The following is a 17,260-nucleotide window of genomic DNA, read 5'->3' on the forward strand; positions in this document are numbered from 1 at the left end:
CGTCATGCTCAAAATCTCCTCACCGCATCAGCCCGCTCGCAAGCCCCGGATCGTCATCGTCGGCGCAGGCTTCGGCGGCCTTTCAGTGATCAAAGGGCTCGGATCGGTCGATGCCGAAATCACGTTGATCGACCGTCAGAACCATCACCTGTTCCAGCCATTGCTGTATCAAGTGGCCACCGCTGCGCTGTCACCTGCAGATATTGCCGCACCCATTCGCAGCATCGTCAGGCGACATCGCCATATGCATGTGCTGCTCGACAGCGTTTGCGGCATTGACCGGGGCCGCCGCATGGTCCGGCTGCAAAGCGGGGCCACGGTGGATTACGACATTCTCGTGATCGCCACCGGCGCGCAGCACAGCTATTTCGGCAATGACCACTGGGCCGAATTCGCCCCGGGTATCAAGACGATCGACGACGCCACCAGGGTAAGGCGCAAGATTTTGCTGGCGCTGGAGAGCGCGGAAACCAACCGGCAGGAAAATGTCGCCGAACGGAAGGAGTTCCTGACGTTCGTGATCATCGGCGGTGGCCCCACCGGGGTGGAGATGGCGGGTGCGATCGCCGAGTTGACCCGCCATGCGACAGCGATGGAATTCCGTTATATCACCCCAAAATGCGTTCGCATCGTCCTGATCGAGGCGGGAAGTCGCCTGCTCGCAAGTTTTCCCGAAGACCTAGCCGACAGCGCACGGCGCTCGCTGGAGATGCTGGGAGTTGAGGTGCGCCTGGGCGGCCGGGTAAACCACATTGATGCCACAGGCGTTATCGTCGGCGACGACCGCATCAAGGCAGCCACCGTAATCTGGGCGGCTGGTGTGCAGGCCTCTCCCGCCGCGCAATGGCTGGAGGCCACTGCAGACAAGGCGGGCCGCGTGTGTGTCGAACCGGATATGAGCGTCACCGGCCATCCCGAGATATTCGTGATTGGCGATACCTCGGCGATTGCGCGCGACGATGGCCGCCCCGTGCCCGGTATCGCACCGGCCGCCAAGCAGCAGGGGCTGCATGTCGGGCGTACCATTGCCGCCCGGCTGGCTGGGCGGCACGAACCGGGGCGCTTTCGCTATCGCGATTTCGGCACATTGGCGACGATCGGGCGCAAACGGGCGGTGGTGGATTTTGGCTGGACCCGTCTGAAGGGTTTTTCTGCCTGGCTCCTCTGGTCGACCGCGCACCTCTATTTTCTGGTGGGCTTTCGCAACCGCTTTGTCGTCGGGATGACCTGGATGTGGAACTACCTCACGTTCGATCGCGGCGCTCGGCTGATCACTGGATTGACACCCGGTACGATGGCGTCCCCTCAGCCCCCCGTAATCACCCTTACTCCGGCTGCTGCGCCGCTTAAGGCCGTCAGCGCAGAAAGGTGACCATCGGCCAGGTCGCACCGGGCAAAGCTTACAGTCCCAGATCACTTAATCCGGGGTGATCGCCTGGCCGGGTTCCGGTGGGCCAAATGAACAGCCGCTCACCAGGCGCGATATTGTGTTCGTTGATGCTGGCGATGCGCCGTTCCATCAGACCGTCAGCATCGAACTGCCAGTTTTCATTGCCATAGGCACGGTACCAGTTTCCGCTGTCGTCGCGGTATTCGTAGGCAAACCGCACCGCGATCCGGTTTTCGGAATGCGCCCAGAGTTCCTTGATCAGCCGATAATCCAGCTCTCGCGCCCATTTGCGGGTGAGAAAGGCCGCAATCTCCTGTCTTCCGCCCAGGAATTCGGAACGGTTGCGCCATTGGCTCGCTGGCGTGTACGCCAAAGCCACCCGCGCCGGATCACGGCTGTTCCAGGCATCTTCTGCCAGCCGCACCTTCTGCACAGCGGTCTCATCGGAAAATGGAGGCAAGGGGGGACGGATCATGGCTTTGCTCCTTTCTGGCGTTTCAAGACGGTATTTTCTGCTTCCAGTTCGGCAATCCTCGTCTCCAGCCGGGCCAGTGCGGCGGAGACATCGCTGGCATTGATCTTTTGCGGGATGTGCTGCGGGCAATTGACGTCCCAGGCGGCGATGTCGAGGACCACTGCCTGTTCGCCTTTTGCACGATAGGCTGGCGGCATAAGCTGCGCGATCATTGCGGGGTCATCGCTGGTTGTCGCCCGACCCCAGATCTTGATGCGGCGCGGCCTGGCATAGTCCATCAGGATCAGGAATGCCTTGTCGTTGTCGGCAAGGTTCCCGGTGGAGATATATTGCCGGTTGCCGGTGTAGTCGGCCCAGCCGATGCGGGCGGAGCCAAGCACCCGTATAAACCCGGGCGGGCCTCCGCGGTGTTGGGCATAGGGCTGGCCCGCAGCATTTGTCGTGGCAAGAAACGCGGTGTCTACGCCGGTCAGAAACTCCGCCAATGTCTCGTCGACCTGCGTCCTGAAACCACCACGATCTTCCATCCTGGCATAGGCATCTCGTGATCCCCGCACAGACTGGATGGCCTTGATCGTGGGGGTGAAGGCGATGTCACTGGAAGCGGGCATGGCTAGATTTCCTTTCGGTTTCAGGACGCAGTCCAGTTTTTCGACCTCGTCAGTCGGCAAAGCTCGCCTTGATCTCGGCAGCAACGGTCGCGGCGTTCTCATCCAGGACGAAGTGACCGGCATCGAGCCAGACCAGCCGGGCCTGCGGCAGATCATCCAGAAAAGCCTCCGCGCCCGCTGCGATGAAGAACGGATCGTGCTTGCCCCACACGATCAGCGTCTTGGGGGCGTGCATGCGGAGCGCTTCGTGCCAGCTGTCATAGGCGGCAAGGTTGGTCTTGTAGTTTTCCAGCAGGTCCAGATGTGCCGCATCATGGCCCGGCCGGTCGAGCAAAGCCTGGTCACGGGTCCAGTTATCGGGGCTGATCGCTTCCACGTTCCGTGCGCCGACTTCATATTGAAACCGGGTTGTTTCGGCAGAAAGGAAGGCGCGTGCGCCCGCCTCGCTGGCTGAATCGCGCCGTTCCCACAGGGGCAGGAAAATCTGGGCGGGCGCTTCACCAACACCAGCCGTGTAGGCATTGGCATTCTGGAAAACCAAACCCGATACTGCGCCGGGGTTCTGCAGGAACAGACGCATGCCCACCGGGCCGCCGTAATCCTGCATGTACAGGATGTAGGCGCCGAGGCCGAGCTGTTCGAGCAATCCGCTGACATGGGCGGTCAGATTGTCGAAGCTGTATTCGAAGGCATCTGCGGCAGGAGCATCCGAATGCCCGAAACCGATATAGTCGGGTGCGATAACGTGAAACCGGTCCGCCAGCAGCGGGATCAGGTCGCGGAACATGAAGCTGCTTGCCGGAAAGCCGTGGAGCAGCACGATGGTCGGGTGCGATGGGTCGCCAGCTTCGCGGTAAAAGACCTGGCGGTGGTGGACTGTGGCAAATTTGTGAAGGGTCATGGTGGGGTTCCTAGAATAAATGGGGATCGATGGAGCAACAGGGCCTGACGGGGGCCTGACAGGGGAAGGCAGGCACCCCGCCGTCCGTTGTTGCCGCGATGCGAAGGATCAGGCCGCTTTGCGGGCTTCGACGACTGGAAAGTCGATCTCGGTTTGGAACACTTCGTTGAAGTAATTGGTCCAGGTGTTCAGTGCGACGTGCTGGACGATCTCGACGATTTGCGCATCGGTATAGCCAGCGAGCCTGACGGCAGCAAAATCGGCGTCGGCAATCTGTCCGCGCTGACGCGCAACTGTAGCGGCGAAACGGACGGCGGCATCGGCATTGGGGTCGTTCGAAGCGCCATTGCGGTTGGCAGTGATTTCGGCATCATCCAGGTGCGCCAGGTTGCGACCCAGATAGGTGTGCGCCGAGAGACAATAGGTGCAGCCGTTGATCTCGGCGACCGCCAGCGCAATCCTTTCGCGGGTCGCTGCGGGGAGGCTGCCCTTGGAGAGTGCACCAGCCATGGCGAGATGGCCGTCGAGCGCTTGCGGACTGTTGGCGATGGTGCGGAACATGTTGGGGGCGCTGCCCAGCTGCCTGGCAACCGAATTCAGGGCGGTATGCGAAGCGGCGGGGGCATCAGTTATGGTGGCAAACGTGGTGATGCGGGTCATGGTGGTGGCTCCTTCTGTCGGTTCAGGCCGGTTCGGCCGGTGGCACCGAAATAGACGCTTCCACATGTGCGCAGTAGTCGCTTATGTTGGCAGCCTCCCTTCCATAATATGGGAATCAAGATGGATCGCTTCGAAGCCATGCGCACGTTGATCGCCGCTGTCGATGCGGGTAGCCTTTCAGCTGCATCGCGGGCATCGAACACGCCGTTGGCCACTGTCAGCCGCCGCATCTCCGACCTCGAAGCGCATCTGGGCGCGCAGCTTCTGTTGCGGACGAGCCGCAAGCTGATCCTGACCGAGGCGGGCGAAGCCTATGTGGCGACGGTCCGCAAGCTGCTCGACGAGCTGGGCGATGCCGAGCGCATGGCAATCGGCGAATATCGCGCCCCACGTGGTGAATTGCTGATTACCGCGCCGATCATGTTCGGGAAACTGCACGTCGCGCCGCTCGTCCATGCGTTTCTGGCGGCCTATCCTGACGTCAGCGTTCGATTGGTTCTGGCAGATCACGTGATCGATCTTGTCGAGGCGCATATCGATGTCGCAATCCGCATCGGGACCTTGCCGGACAGCGATCTGGTCGCGCGGCAGGTGGGGAGGGTGGCGTGGACACTGGTCGCCAGCCCCGACTACCTCGCCGTCAGCCCTCCGCCGCTGAGGCCTTCAGATCTGATCGAACACAGCTGCATCGCATTTGAAGGGTTGCAGCGCCATCGCGACTGGGGCTTTGGCAGGGGCACAACGACCGAAATGGTGCAGATACGCCCTCGGCTGTCGATCAACACGGCCGATGCCGTGATCGCGGCAGCGCTTGGGCGCATGGGCATCGCGCGCGTGATGACCTACCAGGCAGCTTCAGCGGTGGATAATGGCCTGCTGATCCCGCTGCTCCGCGAGTTTGCCCCTGAGCCATTACCCGTCAGCCTGGTCCACCGGCCGCAGAGAAGCCAGCCGCTGAAGCAGCGTGCGTTTCTGGATTTCATTACGCCTCGTCTGCAGGCGACGCTGGAGCAGATCGAAAGGATCATGGCCTGATCAGATGTACGCGCGGCTGGCAGCGCCGCCTGGCTCTAGCCCAGGTGCGCATCGCCGCGTACCTCGTTGGCCAGGAAATCCGAAAAAGCCCTGACGCGCGGGGCCAGCAGACGCCTGGACGGCATCACCGCCTGTACCCGCCTTGGCGCAGCCTGGAAATCAGCGAGAACCTCCACGACCTCGCCGGTCGCCAGCTCCTTGCGGAAGAACCATGAGGGCGTGATGCTCGGGCCCATGCCCAGAAGCACGGCTTCGCGCAGGGCGTCGGAAGTACTCATCGTCAACCGACCATGGATTGGCACGGCGATAGGGCCGGTGGCGCTGTCGAACGTCCAGCTGCCCTGTTCGTGCAACCCAGTGAAGATCAGGCACGCATGCTGCGAGAGCTGGGAGGGATGTTCTGGCACGCCCGTTCGCTGCCAATAGTCGCGGTGCGCCACCACGATGCGGCGCGTCTGACCGATGTTGCGGACGATGAACCCTGCCTGCTCCACCGAGCCGATGCGGATAGCAAGATCGATGCCGTCTTCGACCAGATCGACAAACCGATCGGTCAGCGCCAGATCGATCTCGATTTCCGGATATTTCTCCATGAACCGGCCCAGCCTGGGCAGAAGTTCAAGTCTGCCGAACACGATCGATGCTGCAATGCGGACCCTGCCGCGGATGTCGCGCCCGCGCGCGACCAAGCTCGCCTCGACATCGTCAGCAGCGTCGAACAGCTTTTGGGCATGGCCATACACCATCTGCCCGTCCTCGGTGGCACGGACGCTGCGGGTCGATCGCTCCAGCAGCCGCGCCTGGTAGCGGTCTTCCAGCGCTGCGATCTGGCGACTGATGCTCGGCTGGGTGAGCCCCAATTCCGCAGCGGTGCGGGTGAAACTGCCGGTTTCCACGACACGCGCAAATATCCGCAACTGCTCAAGGATACCATTATTCATGCAATTGGCGTATCAATGATATTCAATAATGCAAGATTATCTTCATCTGCGTGCAGGGCTAGATCCTCTCCATCGGTACCGAATGGTTCGGCTGCCAGCACGATCGGAGAAGCCTCATGTCGCAGTTCACCATCCACACCCCCGCCAGCGCTCCTGAAGGCTCGCGCCCCATCCTGGGCAGCGTGCAGCAGGCGTGGGGCTTCGTTCCCAATCTGCACAACGTTCTCGCGGAAAGCCCGCAGGTACTGGAAGCCTATGCTGACACTTGGGCGTTGTTCGACAAGACCGCGTTTTCGCCGGTCGAACGGAACATCGTCTATCTGGCGATCATCTTCGAAAATGAATGCAGCTATTGCATGGCCGGGCATACCGGGCTCTCCAGGATGGCGGGCGTCAAGCAGGCCCATGTCGATGCCATGCGCGCCGGTACACCGCTCGACGATGCGAAGCTGGAAGCACTTCGCAAGTTCGCCCAGCAGGTCACCCGTCAGCGCGGTCATTTGTCCAGCGCCGATACTCAGGCGTTTCTCGATGCAGGATATGACAACCGCGCGATCCTCGATGTTATCCTTGCCGCCGCCGTCAAGCTAATCTCCAACTATACCAACCACTTCGCCGATACCCCGCTCGATGCCTTCATGGTCGGCAACGAATGGACGCCGCCGGTCTCGATCGCCCAGGCGGCCTGATCTGCTGTTGCGCTCATTCGCGCCCACCCCCTTTTCCCGGTGGCTAATGTTGCCCCAGAATCAGGTCACCGGGACACCGCTTGAATCGCTATGCCGCCTTGGAGACATCAAGATGATCGAAGTGTACGCCTTCGCCACGCCCAACAGTATCAAGGTACCAATTGCGCTTGAAGAAGCTGGCCTCGAATACACCCTTCACAGCGTAAACGTTCGCGCCGGGGATCAAAAGCTGCCAGGTTTTCTGGCCCTCAATCCCAATGCCAAGGTGCCTGTTCTGGTCGACCCACATGGTCCAGACGGCGACACGCTGTTGCTGACGGAGTCCGCCGCCATCCTGGTATATATCGCAGAAAAGTCGGGCCAGATGTTGCCCGCCATCGGTACCGAACGCGCTCGCGTGTTCGAGCAGTTGTTTTTTCACGCTTCGGCACTCAGTCCATCTTTCGGGCAGGCAGGCTATTTCCAGAGATTCGCACCCGAACCGATGCCACATGCCATCGGCAGATTTCTGGGTGAGGCGAACCGGCTCGTGGACCTACTTGAAGCCAAGCTCGAAAGGCACAGGTTTGTCGCCGGCGAGGAGATAACAATTGCCGACATCGCTCATTATGGCTGGCTTTGGCGACGTGAATTCATCGGCATCGATTTTGAGAATCGTCCCAATCTTGCGCGTTGGTTCGAGGCGCTGGCCGCCCGGCCTTCATTTCAGCGTGCCGAGCATCGGCTCAGCGCTCTGGCCCCCACATGACCCGGCCAAACATCATCACCGGTGCCTCAAAGAATATTGGTCTTACAGGCGGATGACGTGGCTTTTCATGCTGGGTAAATTTCCCTGCCAAGGCGATGACCCGCGCAGTCTGGGCGCTTGGGGGATACATCTTTAGCCAAGGGATCATCGCTCCTTGGCAGGAAACCACAACGGGCCCACCAGGATCAGGAGCACAGCGATGTTGAACAGCGCATTCACAGCAAAGCCCGAGGCAATCGACCCTAGGCTGTCGAGCACGAACCAGGCCAGCAGGCCGGCAAGGACGGCCTGGCGCACCGGTTCGGGCGCAACAGTATGGACCCGGGTCGCCAGGAACCAGATCATCACGCCCCAGCCGAGCAGAAAGCCCCCGGTCAACGCCGCAAGAAAGCGGGTGGTGGGGGTGGTGAATTGTTGCGCTCCGTCAACCGGCCAGGCCAGCACGTCCAACGACCAGCGCGCCGGCTCGGCGATGCTCTCCACGCTGCCAAGCGAAAAGATCGGGCCGAAGATGGCCACTGAAAAGGCGGTAAACTTCATCCAGGCCCGCTGCTGTGTCACAGTCATTGACCCACTCCGTCGGCTTGCACATTTCAGAAATGTAGTAGTCACTACATAAAAGCGCGCGGGAAGGGAAGGCTTTATGTGTGCGAGCGCTTCAGGTGAAACGCAGATGGCGCAAGGCCGCCTGCGCCGCGTCGGCCTCGTCGGTGCCGCCCGTCATGTCGAACAGGGCGATCCCGTCGACAAGTGCCAGCAACAGGGCCGCGTGGCGCCGGCGGTCGCTCCCCGGTTCGCCCTCAAGCCGCGCCTCCATCCATTCCATCAACTGCCGCAAGACGGACGTCGAAATGGCCTGGAAGGGGGGCTCCTGCCGCGCGGCCGCGGCGACCATCTCCAGCCACAACCGCATGATCGGCCGCATCGCCGGCGAGCGGATCAGTGTGCTGGTCTGCATCAGCAGTTGCTCTGCAGGCAGGCGATCGGCGGGCATCGCCAGATTGAGCGCACCGGTAAATTGCTCTGCGACACGGCCCAGCACCGCCGTCATGATGTCGATCTTGTCGGCAAAATAATAGAGCAGCATGCGATCACTGGTGCCTGCCGCCACTGCCAGCTGCTTTAGGCTTGTGCCAGCCAGGCCATTGCGCAGCACGTGATCGGCGAGGGCCTCTATCACTCGTTCGCGCTGAATTTTCTTGCTGGCCATCACAATCCTTGTAATAGACACTACATTTCTATAGACCTGATTCCGCAAGGGACGCAAGGCCTGCCGGGGTCTGGAGGGACCGTGGCAACATGAGGGGCAATTTGCAAATGCACTGTGTCACCGATGCATGCCGGACAGGATCAGACTGCGCGCGCCAGCCTATGGCTCCTGGCGAAACACGCTAGCCGTGCGGACCGCGGGCAAGGTCAGCGGCGTCGCCTGGATTGCTTCGGGGGAAGCGCGACCCTCTGTTCCCAGCCTGATGCTGATCCACGGAGCGGGCGGCAACAGCAGCGGCTGGTGGCAGCAATTCGAACGCTTCGCGCCGGCGCGGCATGTCATTGCGCTGGACCTGCCGGGCTTCGGACTTTCTGATCCGCCGCCAGCCGATGTAGGCATCGCCGACACACTCGCGCGCGGCGTGATTAATGTGCTTGCCGAGCAACAGGTTCAACGTGCAGATTTGGTGTGTCAGTCGCTTGGCGGATGGGCAGGGGTGCGGGCCGCAATGGCCCGACCGGATTTGATCAGCTCGCTTGTATTGTGCTGCACATTGGCGGGGATCGACCATCCGCCAGGTGTAGAGGCCTTCCGCAGTGCGGCCAAACAGATGGATACGCGCGGGCCTGCCGCGTTGGGCCTGCAGCCAGCGTTCGAGGCGGCGTATCCTGCAAAGGCCCGGCTCTACCGACAAATTGGTGCGGCCAATCCGCCGCCTGATCCGGCCTGGGGGGCCCAGTTGTTCGCACGCGATGCCCTTGTTCGCCCAGACCAGCTGGCAGACCTGACGATGCCCGTGACGCTGATCATGGGAGAAAATGACCCGATATGGCCGCCAGCCAGCCTTGCCGGGATGCTGGCCCCGGCCAGAGCACGCGAGATCATCCTGCCGGCCGCCGGGCATTCGCCCTATTTCGAGCATCCTGACGCGTTCAACGCCGTTTTGGCGGAGGTGCTCGGGATCGGCGCATCGTGATAGTCTGGCCAATCGATCCGGAATGGTGCGCTTAGGTATGGAGATGCATCAGGTCCGATATTTTCTGGCAGCGGTGCGAACACTCAACTTCACGCGCGCAGCGGAGGAGTGCAATGTCACGCAACCGTCGCTGACGCGCGCAATCCAGAAGCTGGAGGAGGAGTTTGGCGGGCCTTTGTTCCGGCGCGAGCGGTCCTTGACCCACTTGACCGAGCTGGGTCGCCAGATGGTGCCGCATTTGCAGCAAACCTTTGATGCGGCGCAGGCGGCCAAGCTGCTGGCAAAGGGCATCGGCACGCAATTGCATGCGCCTGTCACGCTGGGGCTGGCCGGGCCTGTATCTGATCAACTGGGAACAGCGCTCTCGCGAGTGGTTCAAGGCCTGCCGGGATTTCGGCTGTCGCTGGTCAAGGCCGATACCGCGGCGATCGTGCAGGGTCTGCTAAAGGGTGATATCGATGCTGCGATCCTGCCGGATCCGTGCAATCTGCCCGACCGGCTCAATACCTTCATCCTGTCACGCCAACAGCTGGCCGTCATTGCTCCGGCGACATCTGCGTTGGGAGGTCCGGAGCCAGCCAGGGTGCAGGATCTGGCGACAATGACCTGGATCGAAGCCGACCCCCATGTCGCTGCCGAGTTTTGCGCCCGGTGCAGCGAAATCGGCATAAGACCCGATTTTCGCCATCACGCAAACCTCGAGGTTGATCTGGTTGACCTGGTCGCAAACGGCCTCGGGTGCGCCTGGGTGCCTGCCGGGCTTGCACTGCCTGACAAGGTTCGTTCGGTTGCGGTTGCTGACATGTCGATTGCTCGCACGACGGTGTTTGCAACTGTTGCCGGACGAAGGCGGTCTGTGGCCACGGACACACTTGCGCGCGCCCTGCGTGTGCTGGCCTGAAGATCCTGAAACCAGGATCCCCTGATTAATCCAAGCGGGCCGATCATTTCGAACTTGTCTCGGCGCTGGCCTTGTAGGGTGCGGGTTAGTCCGTCTGATCGGCGGCTTTTGTCAGGAGCGGACCTTCATGATGACAGAGGCGAACGACCGAAACTGGATCGCTTTCTGCCGTTGCCGACTGCTAGATCGGGCGGTCGCTTTTTGCCAATCGCTACTCGCTATCTGCCATCCGGCAAACGAAGTCAGTCACAATTTCGGACTCGAACACACTCTAAATCAGATGGTTAGATGAATTTTGGGGGCATGATCGGGGGCAAAATCGACAATGTGAGCTGATTAAATGCTTGAATTCAATTACCTAAGATGGCTGTGAGGGTCCCGTAAGCGGCTTGTCGTTAACGATGATCAGCAGATCGAAGTCTGAGCGATAGCCTTTGGCCGTATGCGGCTCATCGACCCAGCCACCACGCGCATAGCTGCCGTAAAGGATGAGCTTCTCGATCCGGCGCTTCTTCTTCCACGTGTTGGTGGCGAGCGAGAGCGCGTCCTCGAACTCCTCGAAGATGATCTGCTTCACGCGCTCAAGCTCGCGCTGCTTGTTGGCAGGAAGATGGTCGAGGTCGGTTCGCATGGGCGGCGGCACCCGGTAGAGATGAAAGACGATTGGCAAGGTGGAAGCGGCATCACCAGCGCCAGTACTGCCAGCAGTCTGGTGGCTTCTCGGTCGGCATCTGCATTAGCACGGACAGGGCATTGACAAAATGCTGCTCGATCTGTTGCAGGGTCATGCCGTGCTTTGTTGCAGGCTGGCGGTAGCTCAGCTCATCGACGTGGATGCCGAGGAAGATTTCCCGGTCAAGCGGCTCCATCCGCTCGACCGCCTTCTCGAACTTGTGCAAGCGCCTGCGCTCTTGGCGCGACAGGCGGGACAACTCAGCTCTCCTTGTCGCAATAGGCGGCCCATTCGGCCATCATGATCCGGCGCTTCTCTAACAGATTGCCGCGTCGGCAGGCTGCCTCAGTCTTGTTGGCGACCATATGGGCAAGGGCAGCTTCCGCCACATCGCTGGGGTGGTTCGTCTCTTCGCTCACCCAGTCCCGGAACGATGATCGGAACCCGTGTGGGGTATAGGGCTGGAGCATCTCCTTCATGAGCTTGGACAGCCTCATGTCCGACAGTGGCCGATTGTTCTTGAAGCCGGGAAAATGTCGGTCTGGACGACGTGGGACACACAGGGATCCGAATCACCAGCGTAACCCGCAGGGAAGCTGGACTTCGGAACCGATCAGGGATGTTGTGGGATTAGTGCCTGGCGGAAGAGGTGGGATTCGAACCCACGGAGAGCTTGCACCCTCGCCGGTTTTCAAGACCGGTTCCTTAAACCACTCGGACACTCTTCCATTGGCTCCGCGCCGGGCGCGTTATGGGCGGGCCGGGCGTGCGGCGCGCTTGTTAGCCGAGGTGGTAAAATCTGGAAAGCGAAACTTGCGGTGGCGCGCCGCGCGTGGTTCAGCGCCGGTCAAGCGTGGCCATGGCGGGATGGGTGACCGATGTTCGCCCTTTCCCCCGCACCGCCTTGGTGGCACAACCGCCCTGGGAGTATCGCATGGATTTCAATACCGTAAACAGGTTTGCGCTGCGTTTGGGCGCGACCTTCAGCACCGTGGCTCTGCTCGCCTGCGGATCACCGAGCACCGCGCAGCGCGAGATCGTGCAGCCGCTGCCGGGGATCAATATCGAGGCACAGACCGGCTTTCGCGCCTATCTGGAGAGCGTTGCCACGCGCGCACGGCGCGAAGGCGTTTCGCAGCGCACCATTGATGCGGTGCTGCCGACGCTGAGCTTCGACGAGAGCGTCGCTGCGCTCGACCGGCGCTTCGCGCCGACGCCGGCGGGCCAGTCCTTCCCGTCCTTCGGCCCGGAAATGGCCAAGCGCATCAACGCGGCCAAGATCCGGCAGGGCAGGCAGGTCTATGCCGACGAGGCCGCCCGCCTTGTCGCGATCGAACAGAAGACCGGGGTGCCCGGATCGATCATGGTCGCGATCTTCGGGCACGAAACCAACTATGGCACGCTGCTCGGCAGCACCGATCTGCCTCGGGCGCTGGCAACGCTGGCCTATGAAGGCCGCAGGCGCGACCTGTTCGAGGGCGAGCTGATCGCGGTGCTCAAGATGGTCGACATGGGCGTGCCGCGCACGGTGCTGCGCGGCAGCTATGCCGGAGCCTTTGGCTATCCGCAGTTCCTGCCATCGGTCTATCTCAAGCTCGCCAAGGATGGTGACGGCGATGGCAAGGCGGAAATCTGGTCGAGCCGCGCCGATGCCTTTGCCTCGATCGCCAATTACATGGTGGCTGCCGGATGGCGGCGCGGTGAGCCCTGGGGCTTTGCCGTCTCGGTGCCCGCGACGCTCAATGTCGCGGCGATCGCCAGTCGCGAGCGGGTCGCCAAATGCGCCCGCGCGGTCGAGCGGCACAGCGAGTGGAAGACCATCCGCGAATGGAAGGCGCTGGGCGTGGCGCCTTATGGCGGCGTCTGGCCCAATGACGACAAGATCGAGGCATCGCTGCTGCTCACGCCGGGATTGGACGCGCAGGGCTATCTGCTGACGCGCAATTACCGTGCAATTCTCGACTATAACTGCTCCAACTATTACGCGATGTCGGTAGGGCTGCTGGCGGACGGCGTGCGCAACTAGACACCGGATAAAGGGGGAAGGCTGATGAGGACATGGATGATCGCAGGCGCGGGGCTCTCGCTGCTGGCGAGCGGCTGCGGCGGTGGCGGCAGCGTCAGCCGCAGCCTGGAAACCGCGCCCCCCAAACTGGCGGGCGGCGTCACCGATTATCCGGTCAAGCTCGGCGAACCCTATGTCATGGGCGGCAAGACCTATACGCCATCCGACGCCTTCAATTATGACGAGACCGGCTATGCCAGCTGGTATGGCCAGGAACTGGAAGGCCGCGCCACCGCCAATGGCGAGACCTTCGTCTCCGATGCGATCAGCGGCGCGCATCGCACCCTGCCGCTGCCCAGCTATGTCGAGGTGACCGCGCTCGATACCGGCAAGACCATATTGGTCCGCCTCAACGACCGTGGCCCCGCCACGCCCGACCGGCTGATCGACCTTTCGCAAGGGGCAGCGCGGCAACTGGGCGTGCTAGGGCAGGGCGCTTTCCCGGTGCGCGTGCGGCGAGTCAATCCGCCCGAAGCGGAACGCGCGATGCTGCGTCAGGGCCAGCCGGTCGCCGCGCGCATGGAAACGCCCGAATCGCTGCTTGTCCCGCTCCGGCGCAAGCTGGACGGCAAGCCCAGGCCAGCCAATGCAGCAGTTGCGGCAGAACCCGCATCGGTCCCGGCCAGCCCGGCGCCGGTCAAGCCCAGCGAAGGGCCAAAGGCCAAGCCCGCGCCCGCCAAGCCGGTGCCCGCCAAGCCTGTACCCACGGCTGCCGCCCCGAAATTGCCCGCGCCAACCCCGCGCACCCAGGGCGGCGATCGGTTCATCGTCGAAGGCGAGGACGGACGGCCCCGGATGGCGCAGAACAGCACCGGCGACAATCGCGCGACGCTGAACCCTGCTCCGGTGGCTCCAGCCAGTGGCGGCAGCTATTTTGTCCAGGTGGCGGCATTCTCCTCCAAGGCGCGCGCGGACGAGCTCGCCAAGCGGATTGGCGCCAAGACCGTGGGCAGCGCCGATGGCAAGGTCTACCGCGTCCGTTATGGCCCCTATCCCGATGCGAATGCTGCGCAAGAAGGGGTTACGCTTGCGCGGCGGAAGGGCTATCAGGGGGTACAGATTCAGCAGGACTCCGGTCGCTGACACAGACGGGCCAGCTAAAGGCCTGCGTCCCTGCAACACGCATAACATGGATAGTGCATGAAAACCCCGATTCTCGGTCTTACCCTGTTTTCGCTGCTGGCGACGCCGGTGGTGGCGGCTGCCCCCAGCTATGTTTCCGAAGCCCCGATCGCCTATATGACCGACCTGTCATCGGGCGCAGTGCTTTTTTCGCGCGATGCGGACAAGCAGATCCCGCCCGCCTCGATGGCCAAGATGATGACGGTCTATGTGGCGTTCGACCTGATCAAGAAGGGCGAACTCAAGCTGGACCAGACACTGCCGGTTTCGGCCGAGACCTGGACCAAGTGGAACAATCAGGGGTCGAGCATGTTCCTGGCGGTCGGCAGCAAGGTCACCGTCGCCGATCTGCTCGATGGCATCGTCACGCTGTCGGGCAATGATGCCTGTGTCGTGCTGGCAGAAGGCATTGGCGGGTCCGAAGAGGCGTTCGTCGACATGATGAACAAGAAGGCCAAGGAAATAGGCCTCAACAACAGCCGCTTCGGCAACAGCAATGGCTGGCCCGATGAGGGCGTGACCCAGGTGACCGCACGCGACCTGGCGACGCTGGCAACCGCGACGATCCGCAACCATCCCAAGCTGTACAAGCGCTTCTACAGCAAGGGCAGCTTCACCTGGAACGGCATCACCCAGCCCAACCGCGATCCGCTTCTGGGCAAGGTGCAGGGCGCCGACGGCCTGAAGACCGGCCATACCGATGAGGCGGGCTATGGCTTTACCGGATCGGCCGTACAAAATGGCCGCCGGCTGGTGATGGTCGTGGCCGGGCTGGACAGCTTCAATGGCCGGGTCAATGAATCGGTGCGGTTCATGAACTGGGGCTTCAAGGCGTGGAAATCGGTGCCGCTGTTCGCCAAGGGCAAGACCGTCGATACCGCGCCGGTGCAGCAGGGCGGCACCCGTGAGCTGCCGCTGGTCGCCCCGCGCGATCTGGCGCTGACGCTGCCGCGCACGTCGGATACCGACAAGGTGTCGCTCAAGGTCGTCTATCAGGGTCCGCTCAAGGCCCCGATCGCCAAGGGCCAGCAGGTCGCCAGCCTCATCGTCACCGCGCCCGACATGCAGCGCCAGGTAATGCCGCTGGTGGCGGGCGAAGCGGTCGAGGAGGCCGGCTTTTTCGGACGGATCTGGGCCGGAATTCTCTCCTTCTTCGGCGCCTGATCCGCGATGCGGGGGCGCTTCATCTCGATCGAGGGCGGCGAGGCGGTGGGTAAGTCGACCCAGATCCGCCTGCTGGCAGATTGGGTCGAGGCGCAGGGCCGCAGCGCGACGGTCACACGCGAGCCGGGCGGTACCGCCAGCGCCGAAGCCATTCGGGCGCTGCTGCTGGAAGGCGGTGCGGATCGCTGGAATGCGCGGAGCGAGGCGCTGCTCTTTGCCGCCGCGCGCGCCGATCATGTCGCCAGGCTGATCCGTCCGGCAGTGGATGCCGGAGGCTGGGTGATATCCGACCGTTTCGTCGACAGCAGCCGCGCCTATCAGGGCGTGGCAGGCGGGCTGGGCGATGACGCGATCATGGCGCTGCACCGGTTCGGGTCGCAAGGCTATCTGCCCGACATCACCTTGCTGCTGGAGCTCCCGGCAGACGAGGCCGCGCGCCGCGCCGAGTTGCGTGACGGGGCGCGCAGCGACCGCATCGGTGGCCGCGATGCCGCCTATCATGCCCAGGTCGTCGCGGCATTTCGAAGGTTTGCTGAAGCGGAGCCGGAGCGCTTCCGGATCATCGATGCCAGCGGCACAAGCGACGCCGTCCACGCGCGCATCGTCGCCGCGCTGCAACCGCTGATGGCATGACGTCATGAAGCCATCCACCGCACTCTGGAAAGGCCATGCGGAGCCAGAAGCCACGCTATTGCGGGCGTTTCAGGCGCGCAGGCTCCATCACGGCTGGCTGCTCGCCGGCCCTGAAGGCATTGGCAAGCGCAGCTTTGCCCTGGCGGCTGCGGCGCATCTGCTGACCCGGGGGCCGGATCAGGAAGGCGATCGGTTCGATGGCGATCTCGACAGCACATCGGGCCGCCTGCTGCTGCAGGGCAAGCATCCCGACTGCCATTATGTGACGCTGGGGCCCAAGGATGACAAGGAAGCGCGCAAGGCGGAAGACGGCAAGCCGTTCGAGGTCGCGCGCAACATCAAGGTCGACCAGATCCGCGCGCTGCAGAAGCGCCTGACAGTGCGCCCAAGCCTGGCCGACCGCCGCGTGATCATCTTCGATTCCGCCGATATGCTGGAGCGCAACGCCGCCAATGCGCTGCTCAAGAGCCTGGAAGAGCCGCCTGCGGATACCGTGTTCCTGCTGATTGCGCATAATCCCGGACGGCTGCTGCCGACGATCCGCTCGCGCTGCCTGGTGCTCGATTTTCCGGCCCTGAGCGATCCCGAAATGGCCGACGCCTTGCGCGCGGCGCGGCCCGAACTGCCCGAGGCAGAGATTGCCGCGCTTGTCCGCCTGGGCCAGGGCGCGCCGGGTCAGGCGCTCAGCTTTGCCGGGCTGGACATGGCCAGGATCGATGCCCTGCTCAGCGAGATCGCCGATCATGGCGATCATACCCACCGCGCGCGGCTGGCGCTGGGGACACTGGTCGCCAACAAGGCCAATCGCGATCGCTTCCAGGCGCTGCTCGCTTATGCTCCGCGCTTTGCCGCCCGGCGAATCCGCCTCTTGCGCGATGACCGCTTGCCCGGCGCGATCGCCGCATGGCGGGAAATCGGCGCGCTAGCCTCGCGCGCGGTGGTGCTCAACCTTGATGCATCGGCCGTGGCGTTTCAAATTGGCGGCTTGCTGGCGCGGCTGGCCCCGCCTAGATAGGCCCTCATCCAGTACGGCCAAACTTCCACACGAAACGGCAGACACGCACGC

20 protein-coding genes, 1 tRNA gene and 1 pseudogene are annotated in these 17,260 nt (G+C 62.7%); 11 read left to right on the forward strand and 11 right to left on the reverse strand.

Features of this window, described 5'->3' with window-relative positions:
* Positions 1-4 precede the first annotated feature (4 nt).
* Positions 5-1,372, forward strand: coding sequence for an NAD(P)/FAD-dependent oxidoreductase (locus OU999_04375; GenBank protein ID WAC24437.1), 1,368 nt, complete (start codon positions 5-7; stop codon positions 1,370-1,372).
* 28 nt (positions 1,373-1,400) lie between these two features.
* On the opposite strand, the gene OU999_04380 is transcribed toward OU999_04375, so the two are convergent.
* The 4 genes from OU999_04380 to OU999_04395 all read right to left on the reverse strand — a co-directional run bounded on the left by OU999_04380 (position 1,401) and on the right by OU999_04395 (position 4,037).
* Entirely contained in the window at positions 1,401-1,865 is a 465-nt protein-coding gene (locus OU999_04380) for a nuclear transport factor 2 family protein (protein ID WAC24438.1), read from the reverse strand.
* A complete protein-coding gene (locus OU999_04385; GenBank protein ID WAC24439.1) occupies positions 1,862-2,476 on the reverse strand; it encodes a pyridoxamine 5'-phosphate oxidase family protein in 615 nt (204 codons plus the stop codon). Before OU999_04385 ends, OU999_04380 begins: the two co-directional genes overlap by 4 nt.
* Positions 2,477-2,525: 49 nt before the next feature.
* Positions 2,526-3,377, reverse strand: a complete 852-nt coding sequence (locus tag OU999_04390) for an alpha/beta hydrolase (GenBank protein ID WAC24440.1) — start codon at positions 3,375-3,377, stop codon at positions 2,526-2,528.
* Between the two features lie 108 nt (positions 3,378-3,485).
* Complete coding sequence (locus OU999_04395; protein ID WAC24441.1) at positions 3,486-4,037, reverse strand: peroxidase-related enzyme; 552 nt, start codon at positions 4,035-4,037, stop codon at positions 3,486-3,488.
* 66 nt (positions 4,038-4,103) lie between these two features.
* On the opposite strand from OU999_04395, the gene OU999_04400 reads away from it, so the two are divergent.
* Positions 4,104-5,072, forward strand: a complete 969-nt coding sequence (locus tag OU999_04400; protein ID WAC24442.1) for a LysR family transcriptional regulator — start codon at positions 4,104-4,106, stop codon at positions 5,070-5,072.
* Positions 5,073-5,107: 35 nt separating this feature from the next.
* Here OU999_04400 and OU999_04405 read toward each other — a convergent pair whose 3' ends face one another.
* Entirely contained in the window at positions 5,108-6,013 is a 906-nt protein-coding gene (locus OU999_04405) for a LysR family transcriptional regulator (protein ID WAC24443.1), read from the reverse strand.
* Positions 6,014-6,129: 116 nt separating this feature from the next.
* Here OU999_04405 and OU999_04410 point away from each other — a divergent pair, with 116 nt between their 5' ends.
* Both OU999_04410 and OU999_04415 read left to right on the forward strand, forming a co-directional pair.
* Positions 6,130-6,702: a carboxymuconolactone decarboxylase family protein gene (locus tag OU999_04410; protein ID WAC24444.1), complete on the forward strand. Its 573-nt coding sequence runs from the start codon at positions 6,130-6,132 to the stop codon at positions 6,700-6,702.
* Between the two features lie 112 nt (positions 6,703-6,814).
* Positions 6,815-7,450 carry a glutathione binding-like protein gene (locus OU999_04415; protein ID WAC24445.1) on the forward strand — a complete coding sequence of 212 codons (636 nt, stop codon included), beginning with the start codon at positions 6,815-6,817 and terminating at the stop codon, positions 7,448-7,450.
* 144 nt (positions 7,451-7,594) lie between these two features.
* Here the strand turns inward: OU999_04415 and OU999_04420 are convergent, their stop codons facing one another.
* Positions 7,595-7,990, reverse strand: coding sequence for a hypothetical protein (locus OU999_04420; GenBank protein ID WAC24446.1), 396 nt, complete (start codon positions 7,988-7,990; stop codon positions 7,595-7,597).
* Between the two features lie 118 nt (positions 7,991-8,108).
* Positions 8,109-8,660 carry a TetR/AcrR family transcriptional regulator gene (locus OU999_04425; GenBank protein WAC24447.1) on the reverse strand — a complete coding sequence of 184 codons (552 nt, stop codon included), beginning with the start codon at positions 8,658-8,660 and terminating at the stop codon, positions 8,109-8,111.
* A gap of 187 nt (positions 8,661-8,847) precedes the next feature.
* Between OU999_04425 and OU999_04430 the strand changes: the two genes are divergently transcribed.
* Complete coding sequence (locus tag OU999_04430; protein WAC24448.1) at positions 8,848-9,636, forward strand: alpha/beta hydrolase; 789 nt, start codon at positions 8,848-8,850, stop codon at positions 9,634-9,636.
* A gap of 37 nt (positions 9,637-9,673) precedes the next feature.
* Positions 9,674-10,537, forward strand: coding sequence for a LysR family transcriptional regulator (locus OU999_04435; GenBank protein ID WAC24449.1), 864 nt, complete (start codon positions 9,674-9,676; stop codon positions 10,535-10,537).
* A 379-nt stretch (positions 10,538-10,916) separates the two neighbouring features.
* On the opposite strand, the pseudogene OU999_04440 reads toward OU999_04435, so the two are convergent.
* From OU999_04440 to OU999_04455, 4 genes and pseudogenes are all read right to left on the reverse strand, one after another.
* Positions 10,917-11,168 (reverse strand): annotated as a pseudogene (locus OU999_04440) (nucleotidyltransferase domain-containing protein).
* Positions 11,169-11,220: 52 nt separating this feature from the next.
* Positions 11,221-11,469: a hypothetical protein gene (locus tag OU999_04445; protein WAC24450.1), complete on the reverse strand. Its 249-nt coding sequence runs from the start codon at positions 11,467-11,469 to the stop codon at positions 11,221-11,223.
* Between the two features lies 1 nt (position 11,470).
* Positions 11,471-11,689, reverse strand: coding sequence for a hypothetical protein (locus tag OU999_04450; protein ID WAC24451.1), 219 nt, complete (start codon positions 11,687-11,689; stop codon positions 11,471-11,473).
* Positions 11,690-11,848: 159 nt separating this feature from the next.
* A tRNA-Ser gene (locus tag OU999_04455) sits at positions 11,849-11,938 on the reverse strand.
* Positions 11,939-12,144: 206 nt separating this feature from the next.
* On the opposite strand from OU999_04455, the gene OU999_04460 reads away from it, so the two are divergent.
* The 5 genes from OU999_04460 to OU999_04480 are packed head-to-tail and all read left to right on the forward strand — an operon-like array spanning position 12,145 to position 17,209.
* Positions 12,145-13,236: a lytic murein transglycosylase gene (locus OU999_04460; GenBank protein WAC24452.1), complete on the forward strand. Its 1,092-nt coding sequence runs from the start codon at positions 12,145-12,147 to the stop codon at positions 13,234-13,236.
* A 24-nt stretch (positions 13,237-13,260) separates the two neighbouring features.
* Positions 13,261-14,358, forward strand: a complete 1,098-nt coding sequence (locus tag OU999_04465; GenBank protein WAC24453.1) for a septal ring lytic transglycosylase RlpA family protein — start codon at positions 13,261-13,263, stop codon at positions 14,356-14,358.
* A 57-nt stretch (positions 14,359-14,415) separates the two neighbouring features.
* Positions 14,416-15,561 (forward strand): D-alanyl-D-alanine carboxypeptidase, encoded by a 1,146-nt coding sequence (locus tag OU999_04470; protein WAC24454.1) that lies wholly within the window; start codon positions 14,416-14,418, stop codon positions 15,559-15,561.
* Between the two features lie 6 nt (positions 15,562-15,567).
* Positions 15,568-16,194: a dTMP kinase gene (gene tmk / locus OU999_04475; GenBank protein ID WAC24455.1), complete on the forward strand. Its 627-nt coding sequence runs from the start codon at positions 15,568-15,570 to the stop codon at positions 16,192-16,194.
* A gap of 4 nt (positions 16,195-16,198) precedes the next feature.
* Positions 16,199-17,209 (forward strand): DNA polymerase III subunit delta', encoded by a 1,011-nt coding sequence (locus tag OU999_04480; GenBank protein ID WAC24456.1) that lies wholly within the window; start codon positions 16,199-16,201, stop codon positions 17,207-17,209.
* Positions 17,210-17,260: the final 51 nt, after the last annotated feature.

The sequence above is a fragment of the Blastomonas sp. SL216 genome (genome assembly GCA_026625625.1).
Classification (GTDB): Bacteria; Pseudomonadota; Alphaproteobacteria; order Sphingomonadales; family Sphingomonadaceae; genus Blastomonas.